Source organism: Terrabacter sp. P5_B1, assembly GCF_056400505.1.
Map to the genome: position 1 here is coordinate 1 of NZ_JBFULD010000027.1, position 20,534 is coordinate 20,534.

The 20,534-nt window shown below is 71.7% G+C and carries 16 protein-coding genes; 6 read left to right on the forward strand and 10 right to left on the reverse strand.

What is annotated here, in order from left to right:
* Positions 1-88 precede the first annotated feature (88 nt).
* From AC1DP0_RS03725 to AC1DP0_RS03745, 5 genes are all read right to left on the reverse strand, one after another.
* A complete protein-coding gene (locus tag AC1DP0_RS03725) occupies positions 89-1,642 on the reverse strand; it encodes an alpha/beta hydrolase (RefSeq protein WP_478082542.1) in 1,554 nt (517 codons plus the stop codon).
* 111 nt (positions 1,643-1,753) lie between these two features.
* Entirely contained in the window at positions 1,754-2,914 is a 1,161-nt protein-coding gene (locus AC1DP0_RS03730; RefSeq protein WP_478082543.1) for a DNA polymerase III subunit delta', read from the reverse strand.
* Positions 2,915-2,934: 20 nt separating this feature from the next.
* Positions 2,935-3,591 carry a dTMP kinase gene (tmk, locus tag AC1DP0_RS03735; protein ID WP_478082544.1) on the reverse strand — a complete coding sequence of 219 codons (657 nt, stop codon included), beginning with the start codon at positions 3,589-3,591 and terminating at the stop codon, positions 2,935-2,937.
* A 76-nt stretch (positions 3,592-3,667) separates the two neighbouring features.
* Complete coding sequence (locus tag AC1DP0_RS03740) at positions 3,668-4,702, reverse strand: aspartate-semialdehyde dehydrogenase (protein WP_478082545.1); 1,035 nt, start codon at positions 4,700-4,702, stop codon at positions 3,668-3,670.
* A gap of 72 nt (positions 4,703-4,774) precedes the next feature.
* Positions 4,775-5,542 carry a MerR family transcriptional regulator gene (locus tag AC1DP0_RS03745; RefSeq protein ID WP_478082546.1) on the reverse strand — a complete coding sequence of 256 codons (768 nt, stop codon included), beginning with the start codon at positions 5,540-5,542 and terminating at the stop codon, positions 4,775-4,777.
* A 138-nt stretch (positions 5,543-5,680) separates the two neighbouring features.
* Here AC1DP0_RS03745 and ddaH point away from each other — a divergent pair, with 138 nt between their 5' ends.
* A complete protein-coding gene (gene ddaH, locus AC1DP0_RS03750; protein ID WP_478082547.1) occupies positions 5,681-6,451 on the forward strand; it encodes a dimethylargininase in 771 nt (256 codons plus the stop codon).
* Between the two features lie 101 nt (positions 6,452-6,552).
* Entirely contained in the window at positions 6,553-7,800 is a 1,248-nt protein-coding gene (locus tag AC1DP0_RS03755) for an NAD(P)/FAD-dependent oxidoreductase (protein WP_478082548.1), read from the forward strand.
* A gap of 44 nt (positions 7,801-7,844) precedes the next feature.
* Here AC1DP0_RS03755 and AC1DP0_RS03760 read toward each other — a convergent pair whose 3' ends face one another.
* Positions 7,845-8,279 carry a MarR family winged helix-turn-helix transcriptional regulator gene (locus tag AC1DP0_RS03760; RefSeq protein ID WP_478082549.1) on the reverse strand — a complete coding sequence of 145 codons (435 nt, stop codon included), beginning with the start codon at positions 8,277-8,279 and terminating at the stop codon, positions 7,845-7,847.
* Between the two features lie 201 nt (positions 8,280-8,480).
* Between AC1DP0_RS03760 and AC1DP0_RS03765 the strand changes: the two genes are divergently transcribed.
* Entirely contained in the window at positions 8,481-10,577 is a 2,097-nt protein-coding gene (locus AC1DP0_RS03765) for an MMPL family transporter (protein WP_478082550.1), read from the forward strand.
* Positions 10,578-10,758: 181 nt separating this feature from the next.
* Here the strand turns inward: AC1DP0_RS03765 and AC1DP0_RS03770 are convergent, their stop codons facing one another.
* The 3 genes from AC1DP0_RS03770 to AC1DP0_RS03780 form a co-directional block, all read right to left on the reverse strand.
* Positions 10,759-12,792, reverse strand: coding sequence for a multicopper oxidase family protein (locus AC1DP0_RS03770; protein ID WP_478082551.1), 2,034 nt, complete (start codon positions 12,790-12,792; stop codon positions 10,759-10,761).
* A 286-nt stretch (positions 12,793-13,078) separates the two neighbouring features.
* Positions 13,079-13,678 carry a GNAT family N-acetyltransferase gene (locus AC1DP0_RS03775; protein WP_478082552.1) on the reverse strand — a complete coding sequence of 200 codons (600 nt, stop codon included), beginning with the start codon at positions 13,676-13,678 and terminating at the stop codon, positions 13,079-13,081.
* Positions 13,678-15,084 (reverse strand): serine hydrolase domain-containing protein, encoded by a 1,407-nt coding sequence (locus tag AC1DP0_RS03780; RefSeq protein WP_478082553.1) that lies wholly within the window; start codon positions 15,082-15,084, stop codon positions 13,678-13,680. Before AC1DP0_RS03780 ends, AC1DP0_RS03775 begins: the two co-directional genes overlap by 1 nt.
* A 165-nt stretch (positions 15,085-15,249) precedes the next feature.
* On the opposite strand from AC1DP0_RS03780, the gene AC1DP0_RS03785 reads away from it, so the two are divergent.
* Entirely contained in the window at positions 15,250-17,472 is a 2,223-nt protein-coding gene (locus AC1DP0_RS03785; RefSeq protein WP_478082554.1) for an NADP-dependent isocitrate dehydrogenase, read from the forward strand.
* Between the two features lie 163 nt (positions 17,473-17,635).
* On the opposite strand, the gene AC1DP0_RS03790 is transcribed toward AC1DP0_RS03785, so the two are convergent.
* On the reverse strand, positions 17,636-18,379 hold the full coding sequence (locus AC1DP0_RS03790) for a FadR/GntR family transcriptional regulator (protein WP_478082555.1): 744 nt from the start codon (positions 18,377-18,379) through the stop codon (positions 17,636-17,638).
* Between the two features lie 159 nt (positions 18,380-18,538).
* Between AC1DP0_RS03790 and AC1DP0_RS03795 the strand changes: the two genes are divergently transcribed.
* Both AC1DP0_RS03795 and AC1DP0_RS03800 read left to right on the forward strand, forming a co-directional pair.
* The gene (locus AC1DP0_RS03795) at positions 18,539-19,069 is read left to right on the forward strand and encodes a gluconokinase (RefSeq protein WP_478082556.1); all 531 of its coding nucleotides are present in this window, start codon (positions 18,539-18,541) and stop codon (positions 19,067-19,069) included.
* Positions 19,066-20,460, forward strand: a complete 1,395-nt coding sequence (locus tag AC1DP0_RS03800) for a GntP family permease (RefSeq protein WP_478082557.1) — start codon at positions 19,066-19,068, stop codon at positions 20,458-20,460. Before AC1DP0_RS03795 ends, AC1DP0_RS03800 begins: the two co-directional genes overlap by 4 nt.
* Positions 20,461-20,534: the final 74 nt, after the last annotated feature.

The window sequence follows — 20,534 nt, forward strand, 5'->3', positions numbered from 1 at the left end:
GCGCTCGGGGAGGGCGGCGGGTAGTCGGGCGGCAGGGCGGCATACCCCGGCGGCCCGTCCGGGAGGTCGTCGGGCCGCGGGTCCTCGTTCAGCACTTGAGTCCGTCCTTGGGCACGCGCCCCTGCACGTAGTAGGCGTCGATGGCGCTGTCGACGCAGGTGTTGCTCCGACCGTAGGCGGTGTGACCGTCGCCGTCGAAGGACACGAGCACGGCGTTGTCGAGCTGGTCGCGCAGTCGCTTGGACCACTCGTAGATCGTCGCGGGGTCGCGCGTCGTGCCGACGACGACGATGGGATCGCTCCCGGCGGCGCTGATCTTGTGCGGGCCGTCGGTGGACTGCACCGGCCACACGCCGCACGGCAGCGCTCCCCACGCAAGGTTCGCGCCCCACGTCGGCGCCTTGACGGAGAAGTCCTTGGCATACGTCTCGTACGCGGACAGGTTGGGGCTGTCGGGCCGGTCGAGGCAGTTGACGGCGAAGATCGACTCCATGAGGTTGCCGTCGTAGCCACCCCCCGGGCGTCGCTGGGCGTACGCGTCGGCGAGCTGCATCAGGCTCTGGCCGTTGCCGGACTTCGCCTCCCTCAGCGCGTCGGTGAGCACGCCCCACGCACCCTGGTCGTAGAGCGCGACGGCGACGCCGAGGCGAGCCCAGCCCTCGGTGAGCAGGGGCGCGCTCGGGTCGCCGGTGGGCAGCGGCTGGCGGTCGACCTGCCGGAAGAAGTCGTCGAGGCCCTCGAGGGCGGCCTCGGGGGTGGTGCCGAGGGGGCAGTCCTCGACGACGCAGTTGTCGATGTAGGCCTTCGTCGCGATCTGGAAGCCGCGGGCCTGTCCCTCGCCGAGCTCGGCACTGGTCAGGTCGGGAGGGACGACGCCGTCGAGGACGACCCGACCGACGCGCTGCGGGAAGAGCCCGGCGTAGGTGGAGCCGAGGAACGTGCCGTAGGACTTGCCGAGGTAGTTCAGCTGCGTGTCGCCGACGGCGGCCCGCAGGATGTCCATGTCACGCGCGGCGTCGGCCGTCGAGAGGTGCTTGACGAGATCGGGGTTGTCGGCCTGGCAGCCGTCGGCCATCGCCTTGGCCTGCGTCAGCAGCGCCTGCTCCTCACCCGCGTCGTCCGGCGTGGGGTCGGCCGCGAGGAACTGGTCGAGCCCCTTGTCGCTGAGGCAGTCGATCGGGTCGGAGCGCCCCACACCGCGCGGGTCGAAACCGACGAGGTCGAAGTAGCGGCGGACATCCGGGCCACCGATCGTGTCGGCCCCACCGCGGACGTAGTCGATGCCGGACGCGCCGGGGCCTCCCGGGTTGACGAGGAGCGAGCCCAGACGCTTGTCCTGGTCACGGGCCTTGACCCGCGCCACCTTGATCGTGAGGTCCTTGGAGGGGTCGGGCGCGGCATGGTCGAGCGGGACCCGGAGGTCGGCGCACTCGAGGTTGCCGCACTTCTTCCAGTCGAGCTTCTGCGCGTAGTACGGGGCGAGCGCCTGGGTGGGCGGCGCCGTGGCGGCGGGGATCCCCGACTTCGTCGACGGCGCGACGGGCGCGTCGGTCGTCGAACAGCCGGCTGCAGCCAGCACCAGCGCCAGGGCCGCCACGGCGGCGGTGAGGGCGCGGGAGATCGCGGCAGGGCGTGTCGTCATGCCCGAAACCGTAACCGGTCGACCTGTCCGCGGCCGCTTCCCGCTCGCCTCGTGACCGCAGGACCCCGTATGCCGTGTGGCCGGGGGGACGTTTCCCGCCTGCGTTGCGCGTCACACCCCGAGGTCGCGCGGCACGCGCAGCTGCAGGGCCATGGCCTCGAGGGCGAGGAGCGGCGGCACGTTGGCGTTGATGCGGTCCCGCGCCTCGTTGATGGCGTCCATCGCGCCGAGCAGCTGCTCGGGACCGAACACGCCGGCGAGCGCTCGCACCTTGTCGACGGCGTCGGGGTTGACGAGGTCGACGTCCGAGCGCAGGCGCAGCACGAGCGCGTCACGGTAGACCGAGGTGAGGTCGACCAGGGCCCGGTCGMCCACGTCGCGCGCCGCGCGGGTGGCGCGGGTCTTCTGCTCGCGCTCGAGCGCTGCGACCTGCGAGCGGATGTGGGGTGGCTGGTTGCGGGCGGTCGGGTCGGCGCCCAGGGTCTCCATGAGACGGGCCCGCTCGGCGGCGTCGCGCTCGGCGCTGGAGGCGGTCGACTCCTCGTCGGCGATCTGCGCGAGGTCGGCGGCCGCGCCGATGGCATCGCCGACGCCGAGGATCTTCGTCGCCATGGCGATGACGTCGCGGCGGCGGATGCGGGCCTGCTCGTCGCGGGCCAGCCGGCGCGCGAGGCCGACGTGCGACTGGGCGGCGCGGGCGGCATACAGGGCCATGGCGGGATCGACACCGTCGCGGCGCTGGAGCAGCTCGGCGACGGCCTCGACCGGGGGCGTGCGCAGGCGCACGTGGCGTGAGCGCGAGCGGATCGTGACGATGACGTCCTCGAGGCTCGGCGCGCAGAGCATCCAGACGGTGCGGGGCGTCGGCTCCTCCAACGCCTTGAGCAACGCGTCGGCGGGGGCGTCGGTGTAGGCGGTGAGACGGTCGGCGTCCTCGATGATGATGATCCGCCAGCGACCGACGGACGGTCGGAGCGCGGCTTCCTGGACGAGCGCGCGGGCCTCGGCGACCTTGATCGACAGGCCCTCGGTGGCCACGACCTTGACGTCGGCGTGGCTGCCGTCGAGGGCGGTGCGGCACTCGCGGCAGCGGCCGCACCCGCCCTCGGGGCACTGGAGGGCGGCCGCGAACGCGCGGGCCGCCGTCGAGCGCCCCGAGCCGGGTGGACCGGTGAAGAGCCACGCGTGCGTCATCGCAGACTCGTCGCTCACGGCACGTGACAGCGTCTCGATGGTGGGCTCCTGACCGACGAGGTCGTCCCAGACGCTCATCGACGCGCTCATCGACGCGCTCATCGACGCGCAAGGACGCGGTCGACGCCGTCGAGGACGGCGGCCTGCAGACGCTCGACCGGCTGGCTCGCGTCGAGGACGAGGTAGCGCTCCGGGTCGGCTGCGGCCAGCTCGAGGTAGCCGCGGCGGACCGCGCCGTGGAAGGCGTCGGCCTCGGACTCGAGTCGGTCGTGGACGTCGCCGCGGCGCTCGCGCCCCACCTCCGGCGTGACGTCGAGCACGATGGTGAGGTCGGGCAGCAGACCGCCGACGGCCCAGTGCTGCAGCGCGGTGATCTCGTCGCGCCCGAGCTCGCGGCCGGCGCCCTGGTAGGTGATGGAGCTGTCGACGTAGCGGTCGGTGATGACGACGCTGCCGCGCGCGAGCGCCGGCTTGATGAGCTGGTCGACGTGGTGGGCCTTGTCGGCGGCGAAGAGCAGCGCCTCGGCGCGGGCCGCGACGTGGTCGCCGTGGAGGACCAGCTCGCGGATCTGCCCGCCGAGCGGGGTGCCGCCCGGCTGGCGGGTCACGACGACCCCGCGTCCGCGCTGCTCGAGCACCTCGGCGAGCAGCCGCGCCTGGGTCGACTTGCCGGCCCCGTCGCCACCCTCGAAGCAGACGAAGAGCCCGGGGGCAGTGTCGACTCGGTGGGTCGCGGCCGCGAGGATCTCCGTCACGCTCCGACCCTATGCGACCCCACCGTCACTCGCGTCCCCACACCTCGCCACACCTCAGCGACGGCTCAGCGACGGCTCAGCGACGGGCGAGGAGCTCCTCGGCGATCTGGACGGCGTTGAGGGCCGCACCCTTGCGAAGGTTGTCGCCGACGACGAAGAGCACGAGGCCCTTGCCCTCGGGAGCCGCCTGGTCGGCGCGGACGCGGCCGACGAGGACCTCGTCGCGGCCGGCCGCCTCGAGCGGGTTGGGCACGTCGGTGACGATCACACCGGGCGCGTTCTTGAGCAGGTCGAGCGCCTCGTCCGGCGTGATGTCGTCGGCGAACTCGGCGTGGATCGCGAGGCTGTGGCCGGTGAAGACGGGCACGCGCACGCACGTTCCCGAGACGCGCAGGTCGGGGGCGTGCAGGATCTTGCGCGACTCGTTGCGCAGCTTCTGCTCCTCGTCGGTCTCGAGCGAGCCGTCGTCGACGACCGACCCCGCGAGGGGGACGACGTTGAAACCGACCGGCACGGCATACAGCTCGGCCTCGGGGACGGTCACCGCGCGCCCGTCGAGCGCGAGCCCGGTGGGGTCGCCCGCGGCATACGCCCCCTTGAGCTGGCGGTCGAGCTCCTGGACGCCCGCTCCACCGGAGCCGCTGACGGCCTGGTAGCTGCTGACGTGGAGGCGCACGAGACCGGCCCTGTCGTGGAGCGGCTTGAGCACCGGCATCGCGGCCATCGTCGTGCAGTTGGGGTTGGCGACGATGCCCTTGGGGATGTCGTCGAGGTCGGCGGCGTTGACCTCTGAGACGACGAGCGGGACCTCGGGGTCCTTGCGCCACGCGCTCGAGTTGTCGATGACGGTCGCGCCGGCCGCGGCGACCCTGGGCGCCAGCACCTTGCTCGCTGCGCCACCATTCGAGAAGAGGGCGATGTCGATGCCGGCGAAGTCGGCCGTCGCCGAGTCCTCGACGACGACGTCCTCACCCTTGAACCGTAGGGTCGTGCCGGCCGAGCGCGCGGACGCGAAGAACCGCACCTGCGTCACCGGGAAGTCGCGCTCCTCGAGAAGGGCGCGCATGACCCCGCCGACCTGACCCGTTGCACCGAAGACTCCAACTCGCATGGCCCAAGGTTACGGCGAGGGAGACGGCCCTCCCCCGCCGCGTTCACCTGTCGGGCAGGCGCGGCGCCGTGCTCAGCCGCGCGACGCGTGCCTGTCGGCGTTGGCGTGGATCGCGTCGCGGACGTATGCCGCCAGACCGGGTGCGATGTCCTCGTACGTCTTCGTGAAGCGCGGGTCCGCGACGTACATGTCCGCGAGCCCCCGGTGGAAGGTGTGGTCGAGGTCGTAGAAGCGGTCGTGGATGTGCAGCCGGTGCTGCTCCGCCGCGTCCATGGCGCGCTCGCTCGTGGCGGGCTCGCCCGAGGACAGCGCGGCGACGAACGCCGCGTTGACCGCGTCCGCCTCGGCCTTGACCTCGGCCCAGTCGGCCTTCGTGTAGCGCCCGGTCCGGGACCGCGACTGCTTCCACGCGTCGGTCTCGCCCCAGCGCTCCTGGGCCTCCTGCTGGTACTCGTCCTCGAAGCCGTCACCGAAGAGCTCCTTGAGGTCCTCGGTCGTGGCGGGCTGTTCGCTCATCTCTCTCTCCAGTGCTCGGTCGATGGCCGCGACGAGCTCGGTGAGCTCGCCGAGCCGTTGCATGACCGTGCCGCGCTGTCGGCGCAGGTGGTCGGCGGCGTCCTCGCCACCCTCGAGCAGGGTCGCGATCTCGTCGAGCGGCATCTCGAGCCGCCGGTAGACCACGACCTGCTGGAGCCGCGTGAGGTCCTCGGCGGTGTAGAGCCGGTAGCCCGCCCGCGACCGCTCGCTCGGGACGAGCAGGCCGATCTCGTCGTAGTGGTGCAGCGTGCGCACCGTCACGTCGAAGAGGTCGGCGACCTGCCCCACCGTCCAGGTGGTCATCTCGTGCGTCCTTCCGGTCATGGGATCGAGACTGCCGCCTCACGCGGCGTGAGGGTCAAGTCGCTTCCAGGAGAGGGTGTCCCCCGGTGCCGAGCCACGCCGGGCGCTTCCACCGTATGCCGCCCCTAGAGTGAGCGCGTGCACCGCCGCCTTGCCCTCGTCCGCCGTCCCTCACCCCGACTCGCGGACGGGATCGTGACGCACATCGAGCGCTCCGGGTCGGTCGACGGGGAGCTGGCCCTCCGGCAGTGGCAGGAGTACGTCGACGTGCTCCGCCGGCGCGGCTGGTCGGTCGTCGAGGCGCCACCGGCCGACGACTGCCCCGACGGCGTCTTCATCGAGGACCAGGTCGTCGTGCACGGTGACGTCGCGGTGCTGTGCCGGTCCGGTGCGCCCGGGCGTCGCGGTGAACGCGTCGGCGTGCGCGAGGCCGTGACGGCATACGGCTACCGCACGGTCGAGGTCGAGGAGCCGGGGACGCTCGACGGTGGGGACGTGCTCAAGCACGGACACGTCGTGTGGGTCGGCGTCGGCGGGCGGACCAACCTCTCGGGTGTCGAGCAGCTGCGCCGGGCCCTGAGCGGCCATCGGGTCGAGGTCGTCCCGGTCCCGGTGTCGAAGGTGCTGCACCTCAAGTCGGCGGTGACGGCGCTCCCGGACGGGACCGTCCTGGGCTATCCTCCGGTCGTCGACGACCCGACGGTGTGGCCCGAGTTCCTCGCTGTCCCAGAGGAGTCGGGCGCCCATGTCGTGCTGCTGGGCGGCATGTCCGTGCTCATGTCCGCGTCGGCGCCCCGCACCGCCCAGCTCCTCGCGGCCCGCGGTCACGACGTCACGACCGTCGACATCTCCGAGTTCGAGAAGCTCGAGGGCTGCGTCACCTGCCTCTCGGTACGTCTTCGCGGCTAGAGCCGACCCGACGGGATGTTCCAACGCTGTAGGCCCACGGCGGGCACCCGAGGTCTACGCTGCGACGGGGGTCGGACTCGAGCAGTGGGGGTGGTTGTTTCGTGGACGCTGACGTCGTCATCGTCGGGGCTGGGCTGGCCGGGCTGAGGTGCGCGCGGCGTCTGACCGAGCTGGGTCACGAGGTCATCGTCCTCGAGTCGAACGACGCGGTCGGTGGGCGCATCCGCACCGACGTCGTCGACGGCTTCCGCTGTGACCGCGGCTTCCAGGTGCTCAACCCCGCCTACCCGGCGGTGCGGCGGTGGGTGGACGTGTCGACGCTCGACCTCAAGCCCTTCGGTTCCGGGGTGCTCGTGCGCCGCAGCGACGGGCTGCAGGTCGTCGCGGACCCCATCCGCGAGCCCCGGCTGATGGCCCAGACGATGCGCAGCGGCTACCTGCACCCGCGCGAGCTGGCCGGCGTCACACGGTGGACCGCACGCGTGATCGCTGACCCCAAGACCGTTCTGGCACAGCGCGACTCGACCCTCGCCGCATCCTTGGACGAGGCCGGCGTCACGGGTCGGCTGAGACACGAGGTCCTCGACCCGTTCCTCGCCGGTGTCCTGGTCGACAGCCACGGCGGGTCCTCCGCCAACTTCACGAAGCTGCTCGTGCGGATGTTCGCGCTGGGCAGGCCTGCCGTCCCGGCGACGGGGATGCAGGCCCTGCCCGAACAGGTGGCCAGACCACTGGCTGACCGCGTGCGGCTGCAGAGCCACGTCGAGACCATCACCCCCGTCCACGGCGGCGTCGACATCCGCGTCGACGGCCAACGCCTCTGCGCACGCAGCGCCGTCGTCGCCACCGACCCGGTCGGGGCGGCACACCTCACGACGCTGCCCGAGCCGGTGACCAAGGGCCTCGTCACGTGGTGGTTCGAGGCGCCGGAGCCGCCCCACACCCTGCCGTTCGTCGCCGTCGACGGCCGTCGCCACGACCCGGTCCCGCCCGGTCCGGTCTGGAACACCGCCGTCCTGACCGCGGCCGCCCCCAGCTACGCCCCACCGACGAAGCACCTCGTCGAGGCGACGTGCCTGCTCGACCGGCCGGACGGCGACGCCCCGGAGGCGGACGTCCTGCGCCACGTCGGCGAGATCTACGGGTGCGACACGTCCGGCTGGCGCGTCGTCACCCGCCACCGGGTCGACGCGGCCCTGCCGGCGATGACCCCACCGCTCGCGGTCCGCGCCCCGGTCGCGCTCGGGGACGGCGTCTTCGTCTGCGGCGACCATCGCGACACCGCCTCGATCCAGGGCGCGCTGGTCTCCGGTCAACGGGCCGCCGAGGCTGTTGACGCGCACCTCTGACCGGACGGCCACGGCCACGGCAACCGGCTCGTGCGGCCTGTCGATCAGGCCATCAGGTTCCTCATGGCTGCCGTCGCACCGCGCAGGTAGCGCTCGACGACCTCGCGGTCATGCTCGTCCAGCGTCGCGTCGAGCGCCGCGAGGCTCTCGAACATCGGCGTCATCCGGGCGAGAACCTCGGCGCGGCCGCTGTCGGTGATGACCACCGCGGTGCGCCGACCGTCGTCCGGGTGAGGCCGACGCTCGGCGTGTCCTCGATTCACGAGGCGGTCCACGACACCGGACGACGCGGCCGACGTCACCCCGAGCAGCTTGGCGAGGTCGACGGGTCCGACCGGTCCGCGCATGAGGTGGCGCAGCGAGTGCAGCTCGGAGGTGCTGAGTCCGGCCTGACGAGCGACCACGGCAGGCACGGTCTCGGACACCTCGACGAGCTCCTGCAGCGCCGACAACGTGCCCGTCGTCCGCCACGCCGGCACGCCGGGGACGAGCCCGACGCCGGGGAGGCCATCACCGGGGTCTGGCCGTTCGGGGTCGACCGTGGCGCCCCTCCCGCGGCCGGTACGCCTCGGGGCCGGGGGTGTCCCGGCAGTGTCCGTGCTGTTAATATCACTCACCAACTTAGTAATCTACTGAGTAACCCCGTTACTCATGCTATCCGGAGGTGTGGTGTGCGCTCTGTGACCGACAGGATCACGCGCAAGCGGTGGGCCGTGGCCATCGTCGTCCTGGCCCTGGCCGGGGCGATGGGCGTGGTGAGCGCGGTGGGCGAGGCCCAGCGGACGGCCAGCTCGACCGACGCCCTGCCCATCGGCTCCGACAGCGCGGCGGCGCTCCAGCTGCGCGACCGGCTCCCTGACGCCGAAGGATCCACGGCCGTGGTGCTCTTCAGCAAGGCATCCGGCACCCTGAGCCCGGCCGACCTCACTGCCATCGAGGGGCGCTTGTCACAGCTGCCCGCCGACGGCCGAGCACCCGTCCAGCGCAGCGACGACGGCACCGCCGCGCTGGCAGTCGTCCCCGTCGACGCGACCGATGCGACGGCCACGGCCGAGCGGGTGCGTGACATCCGCACGAGCGTCAAGGCGGATCTGCCCGAGGGGGTCACCGCACAGGTCACCGGCCCGGCAGCCGTCCAGGCGGACCTCGCCGCGGTCTTCGAGGGCGCGAACACCCGCCTGCTCATCGCCACCGCCTCCGTCGTCGCCCTGCTGCTCGTGCTGACGTATCGCAGCCCGATCCTCTGGATCTTCCCGCTCCTCGTCGTGGGCGTCGCGGACCGACTCGCAGCCGTGATCGCGACGCACACGCTCGCGGCATTCTCCATCGTCTGGGACGAGTCGACCATCGGCATCCTCTCGGTCCTCGTCTTCGGTGCCGGCACCGACTACGCCCTGCTGCTCATCTCGCGCTACCGCGACGAGCTGCGCAGTCACCCCGACCGGCGCGAGGCCATGTCGCTCGCCCTGCACCGCACGGCGGAAGCCGTCCTCTCCAGCGCGGTCACCGTCGTCATCGGCCTGCTGACGCTGCTGCTCTCCCTCTTCCCGGCGACCCGTGGCCTGGGACTGGCGTGCGCTGTCGGTGTGGTCGTCGCCGCCGCCTTCGTCCTGCTCGTGCTGCCGGCGGCCCTCGTCCTCTTCGACCGCTGGATCTTCTGGCCCAAGGTCCCGCGCGAGGGCGAGGCAGCGCTCGCGGACGGCCACTCCCTCTGGCGCCGGGTCGGCGACCGGGTGGCTGCCCACCCGAGGCGCATCATCAGCGTGACGCTCGTGGTCCTGGCCGTCATGGCGGCCGGCATCGCCGCGATCGACACCGGCCTGAAGTCCTCCGACCAGTTCCTCGAGAAGCCCGAAGCCATCGCCGCGAGCGAACGACTGGCCCAGTCCTTCCCGGCGGGCAGCGCGGACCCGGCGGTGATCGTGACGACAGCCGACCCGGGCGCCGTCGCGTCCGCCGCCAAGAACGTCCCGGGCATCGCCGCCGCGCGACCGGCCAAGCAGGCGGACGGCGTGGCCGAGGTCGACGCCGTGATCACGGGCCCTCCCGGCTCCGACGAGGCGACCGAGACCGTGCGCGCCCTGCGCGCGGCACTCACGGCCCTCCCCGAGAGTCATGTCGCGGGCACCGAGGCCGTCGCCCTCGACCAGGCGGAGGCCTCGTCCCGCGACAGGCTCGTCATCTTCCCGCTCGTGCTCGTCCTCGTCCTGCTGGCCCTCGGCGTGCTGCTCCGCTCGGTCGTCGCGCCGCTCGTCCTGGTCGCCACCGTCGTCGCGACCTTCCTCGCCAGCGTCGGCGCCTCGTGGTGGATCTTCACCAAGGTCCTCGGCTTCTCCGCGCTCGACGACAGCGCCCCGCTGTTCGCCTTCGTCTTCCTCGTGGCGCTGGGCGTCGACTACAACATCTTCCTCGTCACCCGGGCGCGGGAGGAGTCACGCCGGCACGGCTCTCGGCAGGGCATGCTGCGCGGCCTGGCGGCCACGGGCGGCGTGATCACGAGCGCCGGCATCCTGCTCGCGGCCGTCTTCGCCGTCCTCGGGGTCCTGCCGCTCGTCGTGCTGGCCCAGATCGGCGTCATCATCTGCGTCGGCGTCCTGCTCGACACCCTCGTCGTGCGGACGCTGCTCGTGCCCGCCATCGCGGTCGTCCTCGGCGACCGGTTCTGGTGGCCGCGCCGCGCGCACCCCGCTCCCGCGAACAGCGCGGGCAGCGGCGTCACAGACGCATCGCCAGAGGTCCCGGCGGCGTCGCTGGCCCAAGGTTTCACAAGCTCTTGACCGGGGCCGCTCGCGGTCCTTGACTCTGGCTGATCGAGGACCCTTCGTGCCGACACCGACGTCCACCCCGTCGGTCCGGCTGGCCGCGGGCCACGCACCGAACTCCCTCCCGGCGCRTGGCCCCACCTCGTCGGCGACGCGACGGTCCCAGCGCCCCCCGCGCAGCGCCCCGTGCCGAGCGTCAACCGGGCTGCCCCGGTTGGCGGGGCCCGATCCGGAAGGGGCGCATCATCTCGTTGTCCTCGTGCTCCAGGATGTGGCAGTGCCAGACGAACTGGCCGGGACGCTCGAAGTGAGCCCGAATGCGCGTCACCTGGCCGGGGTAGGCCGTGACGGTGTCCTTGAGTCCGGACTCCCACGCCTGCGGAGGCGTCGGGACTCCGACGACCTGGATGGGCTGGACGACGTTCCCGCCGGCGACCAGGAGCCCCTGCCGGTTCACGACTTCGAACGCCACCTGGTGGACATGGATCGGATGGGCGTCCTCCGTGGTGTTGTAGATCTCCCACACCTCCACGTCCCCGACACCCGGGTTCTCGCTGACGGGATCCATATAGGCCCGACCCACGGTCAGGCCCGCCTCGACGACGCCGAGGACGGCCTGTACCGGACCCTCCACCTCAGTCCCGTGGGCGTCCGACCCGATCCCGGCGATCTCGATGAGGGCGAGGGGCCGGGTGCGCTGCTCGACCGGCAGCGGCCGGAGGGCCGGAAGCCTCAGGAACTGTGGCGGGGTGGTGGTGTCCCTGCTTCTTGCCGGGCCCACCCGGAACTGCATCACCTGTCCGGTGGTGCCGGGGTCTGCCACGTCGAAGTCTCCCGTTCCCGGGGGCGAATCCGGCTCACCACCGCCAAAGGGCTCGTCCGGCCCCACGTTGCGCAGCACGTACCGCCCGGTCTTCACCCCCGTGAAGTCGACGATGACGTCAGCTCGCTCGGCCGGACCCATGAGGAGCCGGCTGTCGTGGTCGGCGGTGAGGTCCACGGGTGCCGCCAGGAACCCGCCCTCGTTGCCGATCGCCCAGACCTTGACACCGGGGATCTGCTGGAAGTCCAGGATGAGGAAGCGGGACTGGCACCCGTTGAGGAACCGAAGGCGGTAGCGGCGCCGTTCGACGTCCAGGTAGGGCCAGGCGCGGCCGTTGACCACCAGGGTGTTGCCGAAGAACTCCGGGTTCCACAGCGGCGAGAAGTCGCCACGTGGAATGTAGTCACGCACGATGCCGTCGAAGAACTCCCGGGAGTCCGGGTAGAAGAGCGAGCCGTCGGTGTTGAACGCCCGGTCCTGGATCCCGATGGGGATCTCGAAGCAGGCGTGCGCCTCGGGAGACGCGTCCCCCTTCAGCGGCCCCGGACCCGGGAGCACGGCGGCGCGGCCGGTCCGACGGTCCCGCACCGCCCCGTCGCCGTCCGGCCCACCGCGGATGATGTAGAAGCCGACGGGGCCGGCATACGCGTTGACCCGCGACATCCCGAGGCTGTGGTCATGGAACCACTTCGTCGACGCCCGGTCGCGGTTCGGGTACTGGAACACCGAGAATCCGGGACCCCAGGTGGCGCCGTAGCCGGCCTTCGACTTGCCGGCGAAGTAGGCGTACCAGGAGCCGTGTTCGGCATAGCTCGAGGGGATGTTCGTGGCGGCGGGCAGGAACCACGCCTCGGGGTAGCCGTCGCTCTCGTCGCCCACCCCCGCAGCGCCGTGCAGGTGCGGCACCATCGGCACGGGGCCGGTGTACGCGCCCGGCGTCGTCCGGTGCGTCGGGCGTGAGTCCCGGTCGCGAGCGCCGCCGGGCGGGTTCGCCCAGTGCAGGGTCGGGTCGACGGGAAGAAGGTGGGGAAGGTAGCGCCCGCGGCCGTCGACCAGCTCGTTCACCCACTTCACCCGGACCGGCCGGTCGTGCCTCGCCTCGATCGTCGCGGAGGGCGCGTGGTGTGTCACGCTGCCCTTCTCGTGCTGCGAGCGCAGGGGGCCATAGCCCCAGACCGTGGTCGACGGCATACCCGCGGGCAGGACCTGCTGCCGGAACTGGCGCACCGAGATCTCGTAGTAGTCCGCCTGCCCGCCCGCGGGAAGCCTGACCGTGCCCGCCTGCGGCATGACCGCCGGGATGCGGAACGCGCTCCTGAACTTCGGGATGCTCGCCGGGTCCAGCGTGCCGCCGGGCAGCTGGGCGAGCGCGACCCGTGTGCCGCCCGGCAGCACCGCATAGAACACGAACCCCAGTCCAGCGCCCCCGGCTGCCCGGACGAACGTCCGTCTGGGGATGCCCGGCTGCCCTTCCCTGCGATCTCCCATCGCGACCACTCCCGTGCTTAGCCACCCAGCCCCAGCGTCGCCCGGTCTCCCCCGGAGCGGGCCAGTGGATAGAGCCAGTCTGACCGGGACCCGCGGTCGGTGGAGGTGTTTTCCCAGTCGACCGTCAGGGACCTTGCAGGTCGGACAGCGTTGCGCCCCAGTGCGCCCCGGTTTGTCGGGTCCTCTCACAGGCGTGCCGCCGACGTCAGCCGCGCCACTCCTCGCGGAGCAGGGCCCACGTGTTGTCATCGAGCCAGGTGCCGTCCTTGCCCAGCGACTTGGCTCGGGTCGTGGCCTCGTGACGCATGCCGATGCGGCGCAGGACTCGGTTCGAGGCGATGTTGTCGGCATAGGCGTCGGCGGTGATCCGGCGCAGACGCAGCTCGTGGAAACCGATGACGAGCAGCTCGGCAGCGGCTTCGGCTGCGAAGCCCCGTCCGTGGACGTCGGGGTGCAGCGCGTAGCCGATCGTCCCCTCCCACTCATGGGTCGGCGTCCGGGCGATGCTGTGGCACGGCTCGATCCGCAACATGACGTCGCCGACGACGCGGCCGGTCCGGAGCTCCTCGACGGCGAGCTCGAGGAGCGGTTCGGCCGCCCCGGGACGTCCCCGCTCGATGCGCTGGGCGATCCGTTGCCGCACCTGGTCGCGGTCCAGGACGTCATGGCTCAGGTGGACGACGACCTCGGGCAGGCAGCGGTACGCGTGGACCGCGTCGACGTCGTCGAGGGTGAGTGGACGCAGGGCGAGGCGCTGGGTCAGCCGCGGCCACTGGAGCCGGGAGAGCTCGCGAGCATCCTGCACTAGTGCCAGCCGCCCTCGTGCACGCCCCCGGGCACGTCAGCCGCGGGGTCGTACGGCGTCCGCGTGAAGCGGAACGACGCGAGGTCGAGGTGCGACGGCGCCCCGTCGGCGGAGCGCACCACCCGCAACGGCTCGCCCGTGTAGTAGCCGTCGAGCCCGACCCACTCGTCAGGACCCGTCGGGGCGAAGCGCGAACCGCGCGCCTCGCCCGGCTCGCCGAGGACCAGGTGCTCGCCCACGACCTTCGCCGTCGACACCGACGGGCCCCAGTGCCAGGTGCCCACCAGCTCGAGCACCGACGGGTCGCCGGCGGCGTGCCACGGCTCGGCGATGCGGGGCTCCCGCTCGCGGTATGCCGTCAGCAGCTCGGGAGCGATGGCCCCCATGCCGCTCGTGCTGTTGGTGAGGATGACGACCCCGTCACCGGACTCGATCTCGACGCGCAGGCCCGCGAGGAAGCCGGGCATCGAGCCGCCGTGGCCGGCATACCTCGTGCCGTCGACGTTCCAGAGCTGCCAGCCGAGCCCGTGCGCGGTGGTCCACGGCTGTCCCGGGTTGTCGTTGATCGTGTGCGGCTCGTACATCTCGGCCAACGTGTCGGCAGACAGGACCTCTGCCGTGTCGCCGCCGGCGAAGGTCGCCCACCGGGAGAGGTCCTCGACGGTCGACCACAGCTGACCGGCGGGAGCCATCGCACCGGCGTCGTGCTCGGGCTCGGGCATCAAGACGTCGGCGAACGGGTGCACCGCGAGTCCGTGGGCGGCCTTGCCGCTGGGGCGGGTCGTGGTGCGCGTCATGCCGAGCGGGTTCAGCAGGTCACGACGGACCACGTCGAACCAGTCGGCACCGTGCGCCCGAGCGACGAGCTCGCCGAGAGCGGCGAAGCCGACGTTCGTGTAGTGGAAGCGCCGGCCCGCCCGGAAGCGTTGTCCCACCAGGGATCCCGCGAGCTCGTCCCAGCTGCCACCGGAGGTGCGCTCCCACCACGGCCCGTTCGTCTCGGCCTGCACCCCGGCCCCGTGCGAGAGCAGCTGCGCGACGGTGGCGCCCCCGAGCTGCGAGCCGGGGACATGGTCCTCGAAGCGGTCGAGCAGGTCGAGACGGCCGGCGTCTCGCAGGCGCATGACCGCCACGGCGACGAACGTCTTCGTGATGGAGCCCATCCGGTACTGCGTGTCGGTGTCGACGACCTCTCCCTCGGCCCTCCCGTCGAGCGTGCCGATGGCGGCGGACCAGGCGAGCGCACCGTCCCGCACGAGGCCCGCAGCGACCGACGGCAGACGGCCGCGGCGCTGCTCGGTCGCGAGCAGGTGGTGCAGGTGGCGGGCGGTCGCGGGGTCGACCGTGCGGGTAAGGGAGCGGGCGTCGGCGTCGCCGTGCGGATCGCTGGGCAGGTCGGTGCTCATCCGCTCCACCCTAGAGCGGGGTTCTCTGGCGTGGGGCAGACCACCCCGGCAGGATGGGACGGCGACCCCACGGACGCCGCCCATCGGATATCTTGATATCAAGATTTATTCAGGATCCTCGTTCTCGGATCTCGGTACGCCAGCAACCCGAACGGAGCACCCGCGTTGGACTCGACAATCATCTACACGCACACGGACGAGGCGCCGGCCCTGGCCACGGCCTCGCTGCTGCCCATCGTCTCGGCCTTCGCCAAGCAGGCCGGCGTCGAGGTCGAGACACGGGACATCTCGCTCTCGGGTCGCATCATCGCCGCGTTCCCCGACGCCCTGACGCCCGAGCAGCGCATCGGCGACGCCCTGGCCGAGCTCGGCGCCCTGGCCARGACGCCCGAGGCCAACATCATCAAGCTGCCCAACGTCTCGGCGTCCATCCCGCAGCTCAAGGCCGCGATCGCCGAGCTGCAGGCCGCCGGATACGCGCTGCCCGACTACCCCGACAGCCCGAGCACCGACGCGGAGAAGTCGGCGCGGGCGGCCTACGACAAGATCAAGGGCTCGGCCGTCAACCCCGTTCTGCGCGAAGGCAACTCGGACCGTCGCGCGCCGGCGTCGGTGAAGAGCTACGCCCGCAAGCACCCGCACTCGATGGGCGCGTGGACCGCGGAGTCCAGGACCAACGTCGCCACGATGCGCGAGGACGACTTCCGCCACAACGAGAAGTCCGTCGTCATCCCTGCCGACGACACCCTGCGCGTCGAGCTGGTCGGCACCGACGGCTCGACCACGGTGCTCAAGGAGTCGATCCCCGTCCTCGCCGGTGAGGTCGTCGACGCGACGTTCATGAACGTCGCGAAGCTGCGCGACTTCCTCTCCGAGCAGGTGCAGCGCGCCAAGGCCGACGGCGTCCTCTTCTCCGTGCACCTCAAGGCCACCATGATGAAGGTCTCGGACCCGATCATCTTCGGCCACGTCGTGCGCGCCTTCTTCCCCGACGTCTTCGAGACGTATGCCGGGTCGCTGGCCTCCGTGGGCGCGTCCCCCAACGACGGGCTGGGCGCCGTGCTCAAGGCCGTCGAGGGCCTGCCGGCCGACGAGCGCGCCGAGGTCGAGGCCGCCGTGGCGAAGGGCTTCGAGGACGGACCGGCCATCGCGATGGTCGACTCCGACAAGGGCATCACCAACCTCCACGTCCCGAGCGACGTCATCGTCGACGCGTCGATGCCGGCGATGATCCGCACGTCCGGCCACATGTGGAACCGTGACGGCGCCGAGCAGGACACGCTGGCCGTGCTGCCCGACAGCTCGTACGCCGGCATCTACCAGGTCGTCCTCGACGACTGCCGCGCCCACGGCGCCTACGACCCGGCGACGATGGGCTCGGTCCCCAACGTCGGCCTCATGGCGCAGGCGGCCGAGGAGTACGGCAGCCACGACAAGACGTTCGAGATCCCCGCCGACGGGACCGTGCGCGTCGTCGACGGCTCCGGCGCCGTGCTCATCGAGCACGCCGTCTCGGCGGGCGACATCTGGCGCGCCTGCCAGACCAAGGACGTGCCGATCCGTGACTGGGTCAAGCTCGCCGTGACGCGCGCCCGCGCCACGGGGACGCCGGCCATCTTCTGGCTCGACGCCGACCGCGCCCACGACGCGAACCTCATCGCCAAGGTCAACGACTACCTCACCGAGCACGACACCGACGGCCTGACCATCGAGATCATGAAGCCGACCGACGCGATCGCCTACTCCCTCGGGCGAATCCGCAAAGGCGAGGACACCATCTCGGTCACGGGCAACGTGCTGCGTGACTACCTCACCGACCTCTTCCCGATCCTCGAGCTCGGCACGTCGGCCAAGATGCTGTCGGTCGTCCCGCTCATCAACGGTGGTGGCCTCTTCGAGACCGGCGCCGGCGGCTCGGCTCCCAAGCACGTGCAGCAGCTCGTCAAGGAGAACTACCTGCGCTGGGACAGCCTGGGCGAGTTCCTGGCCCTCGCCGTCAGCTTCGAGCACCTCGCCGACGTGACCGACAACGCGCGGGCTCGCGTGCTCGGCGAGACGCTCGACCGTGCGACGGGCACGCTGCTCGACGAGAACAAGGGCCCGGCCCGCAAGGTCGGACAGATTGACAACCGCGGCAGCCACGTGTGGCTCGCGCTCTACTGGGCCCAGGAGCTCGCCGCCCAGACCGACGACGCCGCCCTCGCCGAGACGTTCGCCCCGGTGGCCCAGGCACTGTCGGACAACATCGCCACGATCTCCCAGGAGCTCGTCGACGCCCAGGGTCACCCGGTCGACATCGGGGGCTACTACCGCCCCGACGCCACCAAGGTCGCGTCGGTGATGCGCCCGTCGCAGACCTTCAACGCGATCATCGACGCCCTCGCCTGACCGCAGGAGCACCGGGCTCTGACGAAGTGCCCACTCGACCGTCGAGGTCGAGTGGGCACTGTGCGTATGCCGTCAGGCCAAGCGGCCCTCACACGCTCGATGGGCGCGGGGTCGGCCACACGGCATACGCCGAAAGGCTGCTGGAGAAGGAAATGGCTTGCGCCTACTGGCTGTCCGCGTCGCGGAGGGCGTCGCTGGCCTCGGCGATGATGGCCTGCATCGCCGCCGCCGCCGCAGGTCCGTCGCCCGACTGGACCGCCTCGGCCACGTCTCCGTGCAGGCGGACGGCGACGGGGTTGGGGGTGGACGGCATGAGGTCGTGGTGGGTGCGGCCGGCGAGCACCTCGCCGACGACGTCGGAGAGCGCCGCGAGCATCTCGTTGCCCGACGCCGCGAGCAGGGTCGCGTGGAAGAGCTGGTCGGCGAGCAGGTAGGCCTCGAGGTCACCGGACTTGGCGTGCACGGCCATCTGCATGACCGCGCCCACCAGGGCCCCGCACTGGTCGGGCGTCGCGTGGGAGGCGGCGAGCTCCGCCGCGACGGGCTCGACGCCGCGCCGCACGTCACCGAGGGAGAGCAGCTGCCGCTCGCGCCCCGGCCCGTCGAGGCGCCAGCGGATGACGCGTGGGTCGAAGACGTTCCACGACGTGCTCGGCAGCACGCGGACGCCGACGCGCTTGCGTGCCTCGACGAGCCTCATGGAGTCGAGCACCCGGACGGCCTCGCGCACGACCGACCGGGACACCCCGTAGCGCGCGTCGAGCTGGTCGATGCGTAGCACCGTGCCTGCCGCCAGCTCGCCGCAGACGACCCGACGGCCGAGGTCGTCGAGCACGCTCGCGTGGAGCGCCGGTCGGCGGTCGGTGGAGCGGTCGGTGGGGCTGTCGGTGGGGCTGTCGGTGGGCACGGACCCAGCCTGACACACGCCGGTTCTGCTCGAGTTCATCGGAAGTTAAAACCGTTTTATTAGCACTCATTACTTGATAAGACGTTCTTCTTGCTGCACCCTAGGGCGAGCGACTCGACGAAGACGTCGTTCGAGCCGGACGAAGGAGTCACGGAACACATGCAGCACCACCCACCTCCCCTGGTCGTCGTCATGGGGGTGTCCGGCTCGGGCAAGACCACCGTCGGCGCGGCCCTGGCGCAGCGCCTGCGCGTCCCCTTCGCGGACGCCGACGACTTCCACCCGCTGACCAACATCGACAAGATGTCGGCCGGCATCCCGCTGACCGACGACGACCGGGCCCCGTGGCTCGCGACCATCGCCACGTGGCTCGGCGAGCACGCGGCGAGCGGTGGCGTGGCGAGCTGCTCGGCGCTCAAGCGCACCTACCGCGACGTCCTCGCAGCCGCAGCTCCCCAGGCCTGCTTCATGCACCTGCACGGTGACCCGGACGTCATCGCCGCCCGCGTCRCCGGCCGCCCCGGGCACTTCATGCCCGCGGCCCTCGTCGAGTCGCAGTTCGCGACGCTCGAGCCCCTCGAGCCGGGCGAACGCGGAGCCGTCCTCGACGTCGACCAGCCCGTCGACGACCTCGTCACCCAGTCCCTCACCCTCCTCGACTCTCGCGACCCGGAAGCGACCCACCCATGACCGCAGACCTGCTCTCCCTGCTGCCCACCTCGGCCCTCGCCGCCGACAAGCTGCCCGACATCCCGGCCGGGCGCCTCGTGCCCGCCGCACTGCTCGGCATCGCCGTGCTCGTCGTCCTCATCGTGCGCTTCAAGCTGCACCCGTTCCTCGCGCTGACGCTGGGATCGCTCACCGTCGGCGCCGTCGCCGGCGTGCCGATGGCGGCCGTCCTCGACAGCTACTCGAAGGGCTTCGGCAGCACGGCCGCCAGCGTGGGCATCCTCATCGCGCTCGGCGCGATGTTCGGCAAGCTGCTCGCCGACTCGGGCGGCGCCGACGAGATCGTCGACACGATCATCGGCCGCAGCGGCACGCGGTCGCTGCCCTGGGCGATGGCCGCCGTCGGCGCCATCATCGGCCTACCGATGTTCTTCGAGATCGGCCTCGTCCTGCTGATGCCGGTCATCTTCCTCGTCGCACGCCGCTCGCAGCAGTCGGTGGTGCGCGTCGGCATCCCCGCCCTCGCCGGCCTCTCGGCCATGCACGGCCTGGTTCCGCCGCACCCGGGCCCGCTCGTGGCCATCGACGCCCTCAAGGCCAACCTCGGCGTGACGCTGGGCTTCGGCATCCTGGTCGCCATTCCGACGATCGCCCTCGCCGGGCCGTGGTTCGCACGGTTCGCGGCCCGGTGGGTCGACGTGCCCGCGCCCGACCTGTTCGAGGCGCGGGCGTCGGACAACGGCCCCCGCCCGTCGTTCGGCATCACGATGTTCACCGTCCTGACGCCCGTCGTCCTCATGATGGGCAAGGCCCTGGCCGACATCCTCGCCGGCAAGGGCACCGCCGCCCGCACCGTCCTCGACTTCCTCGGAACGCCACTCGTCGCGCTGCTCATCGCCGTCATCCTCGCGATGTTCACGCTCGGCCGCAGCGCCGGGATGGGTGTCAAGGAGGTCAGCTCCTCCCTCGAGTCCTCGCTCGGCCCGATCGCCGGCATCATCCTGATCGTGGCGGCCGGTGGCGGCTTCAAGCAGACGCTCGTCGACACCGGTATCGGCCAGCTCGTCGCCACCTGGATCGCGGGCAGCGGCCTGTCGGTGCTCCTGCTCGCCTGGCTCGTCGCGGTGCTCATCCGTCTCGCCACCGGCTCGGCCACGGTGGCCACGGTCACCGCCTCGGGAATCCTCGCCCCGCTCGCAGCCGGCATGTCCACGAACGAGGTCTCGCTCATGGTCCTCGCCATCGGCGCCGGCTCGGTGTTCTTCTCGCACGTCAACGACGCCGGCTTCTGGCTCGTCAAGGAGTACTTCGGCCTCAAGGTCGGCCAGACCATCAAGACCTGGTCGGTCATGGAGACGGTCCTGTCGGTGACCGGTCTCGTCCTCGTGCTCCTGCTCAACCTCGTCGTCTAGCCCGGGGCCACCCTCCAGCGCCCACCCCTCAACCGTCGAGAGGCCATGTGTGGCCGGGTGCCCGACGTCGAGAG

Excerpts from the sequence above, each read along its gene's own strand:
- AC1DP0_RS03725 (WP_478082542.1), bottom strand. The coding sequence starts at position 1,642 with ATGACGACACGCCCTGCCGCGATCTCCCGCGCCCTCACCGCCGCCGTG.
- AC1DP0_RS03740 (WP_478082545.1), bottom strand. The coding sequence starts at position 4,702 with ATGCGAGTTGGAGTCTTCGGTGCAACGGGTCAGGTCGGCGGGGTCATG.
- AC1DP0_RS03745 (WP_478082546.1), bottom strand. The coding sequence starts at position 5,542 with ATGACCACCTGGACGGTGGGGCAGGTCGCCGACCTCTTCGACGTGACG.
- AC1DP0_RS03780 (WP_478082553.1), bottom strand. The coding sequence starts at position 15,084 with ATGAGCACCGACCTGCCCAGCGATCCGCACGGCGACGCCGACGCCCGC.
- AC1DP0_RS03800 (WP_478082557.1), top strand. The coding sequence starts at position 19,066 with ATGACCGCAGACCTGCTCTCCCTGCTGCCCACCTCGGCCCTCGCCGCC.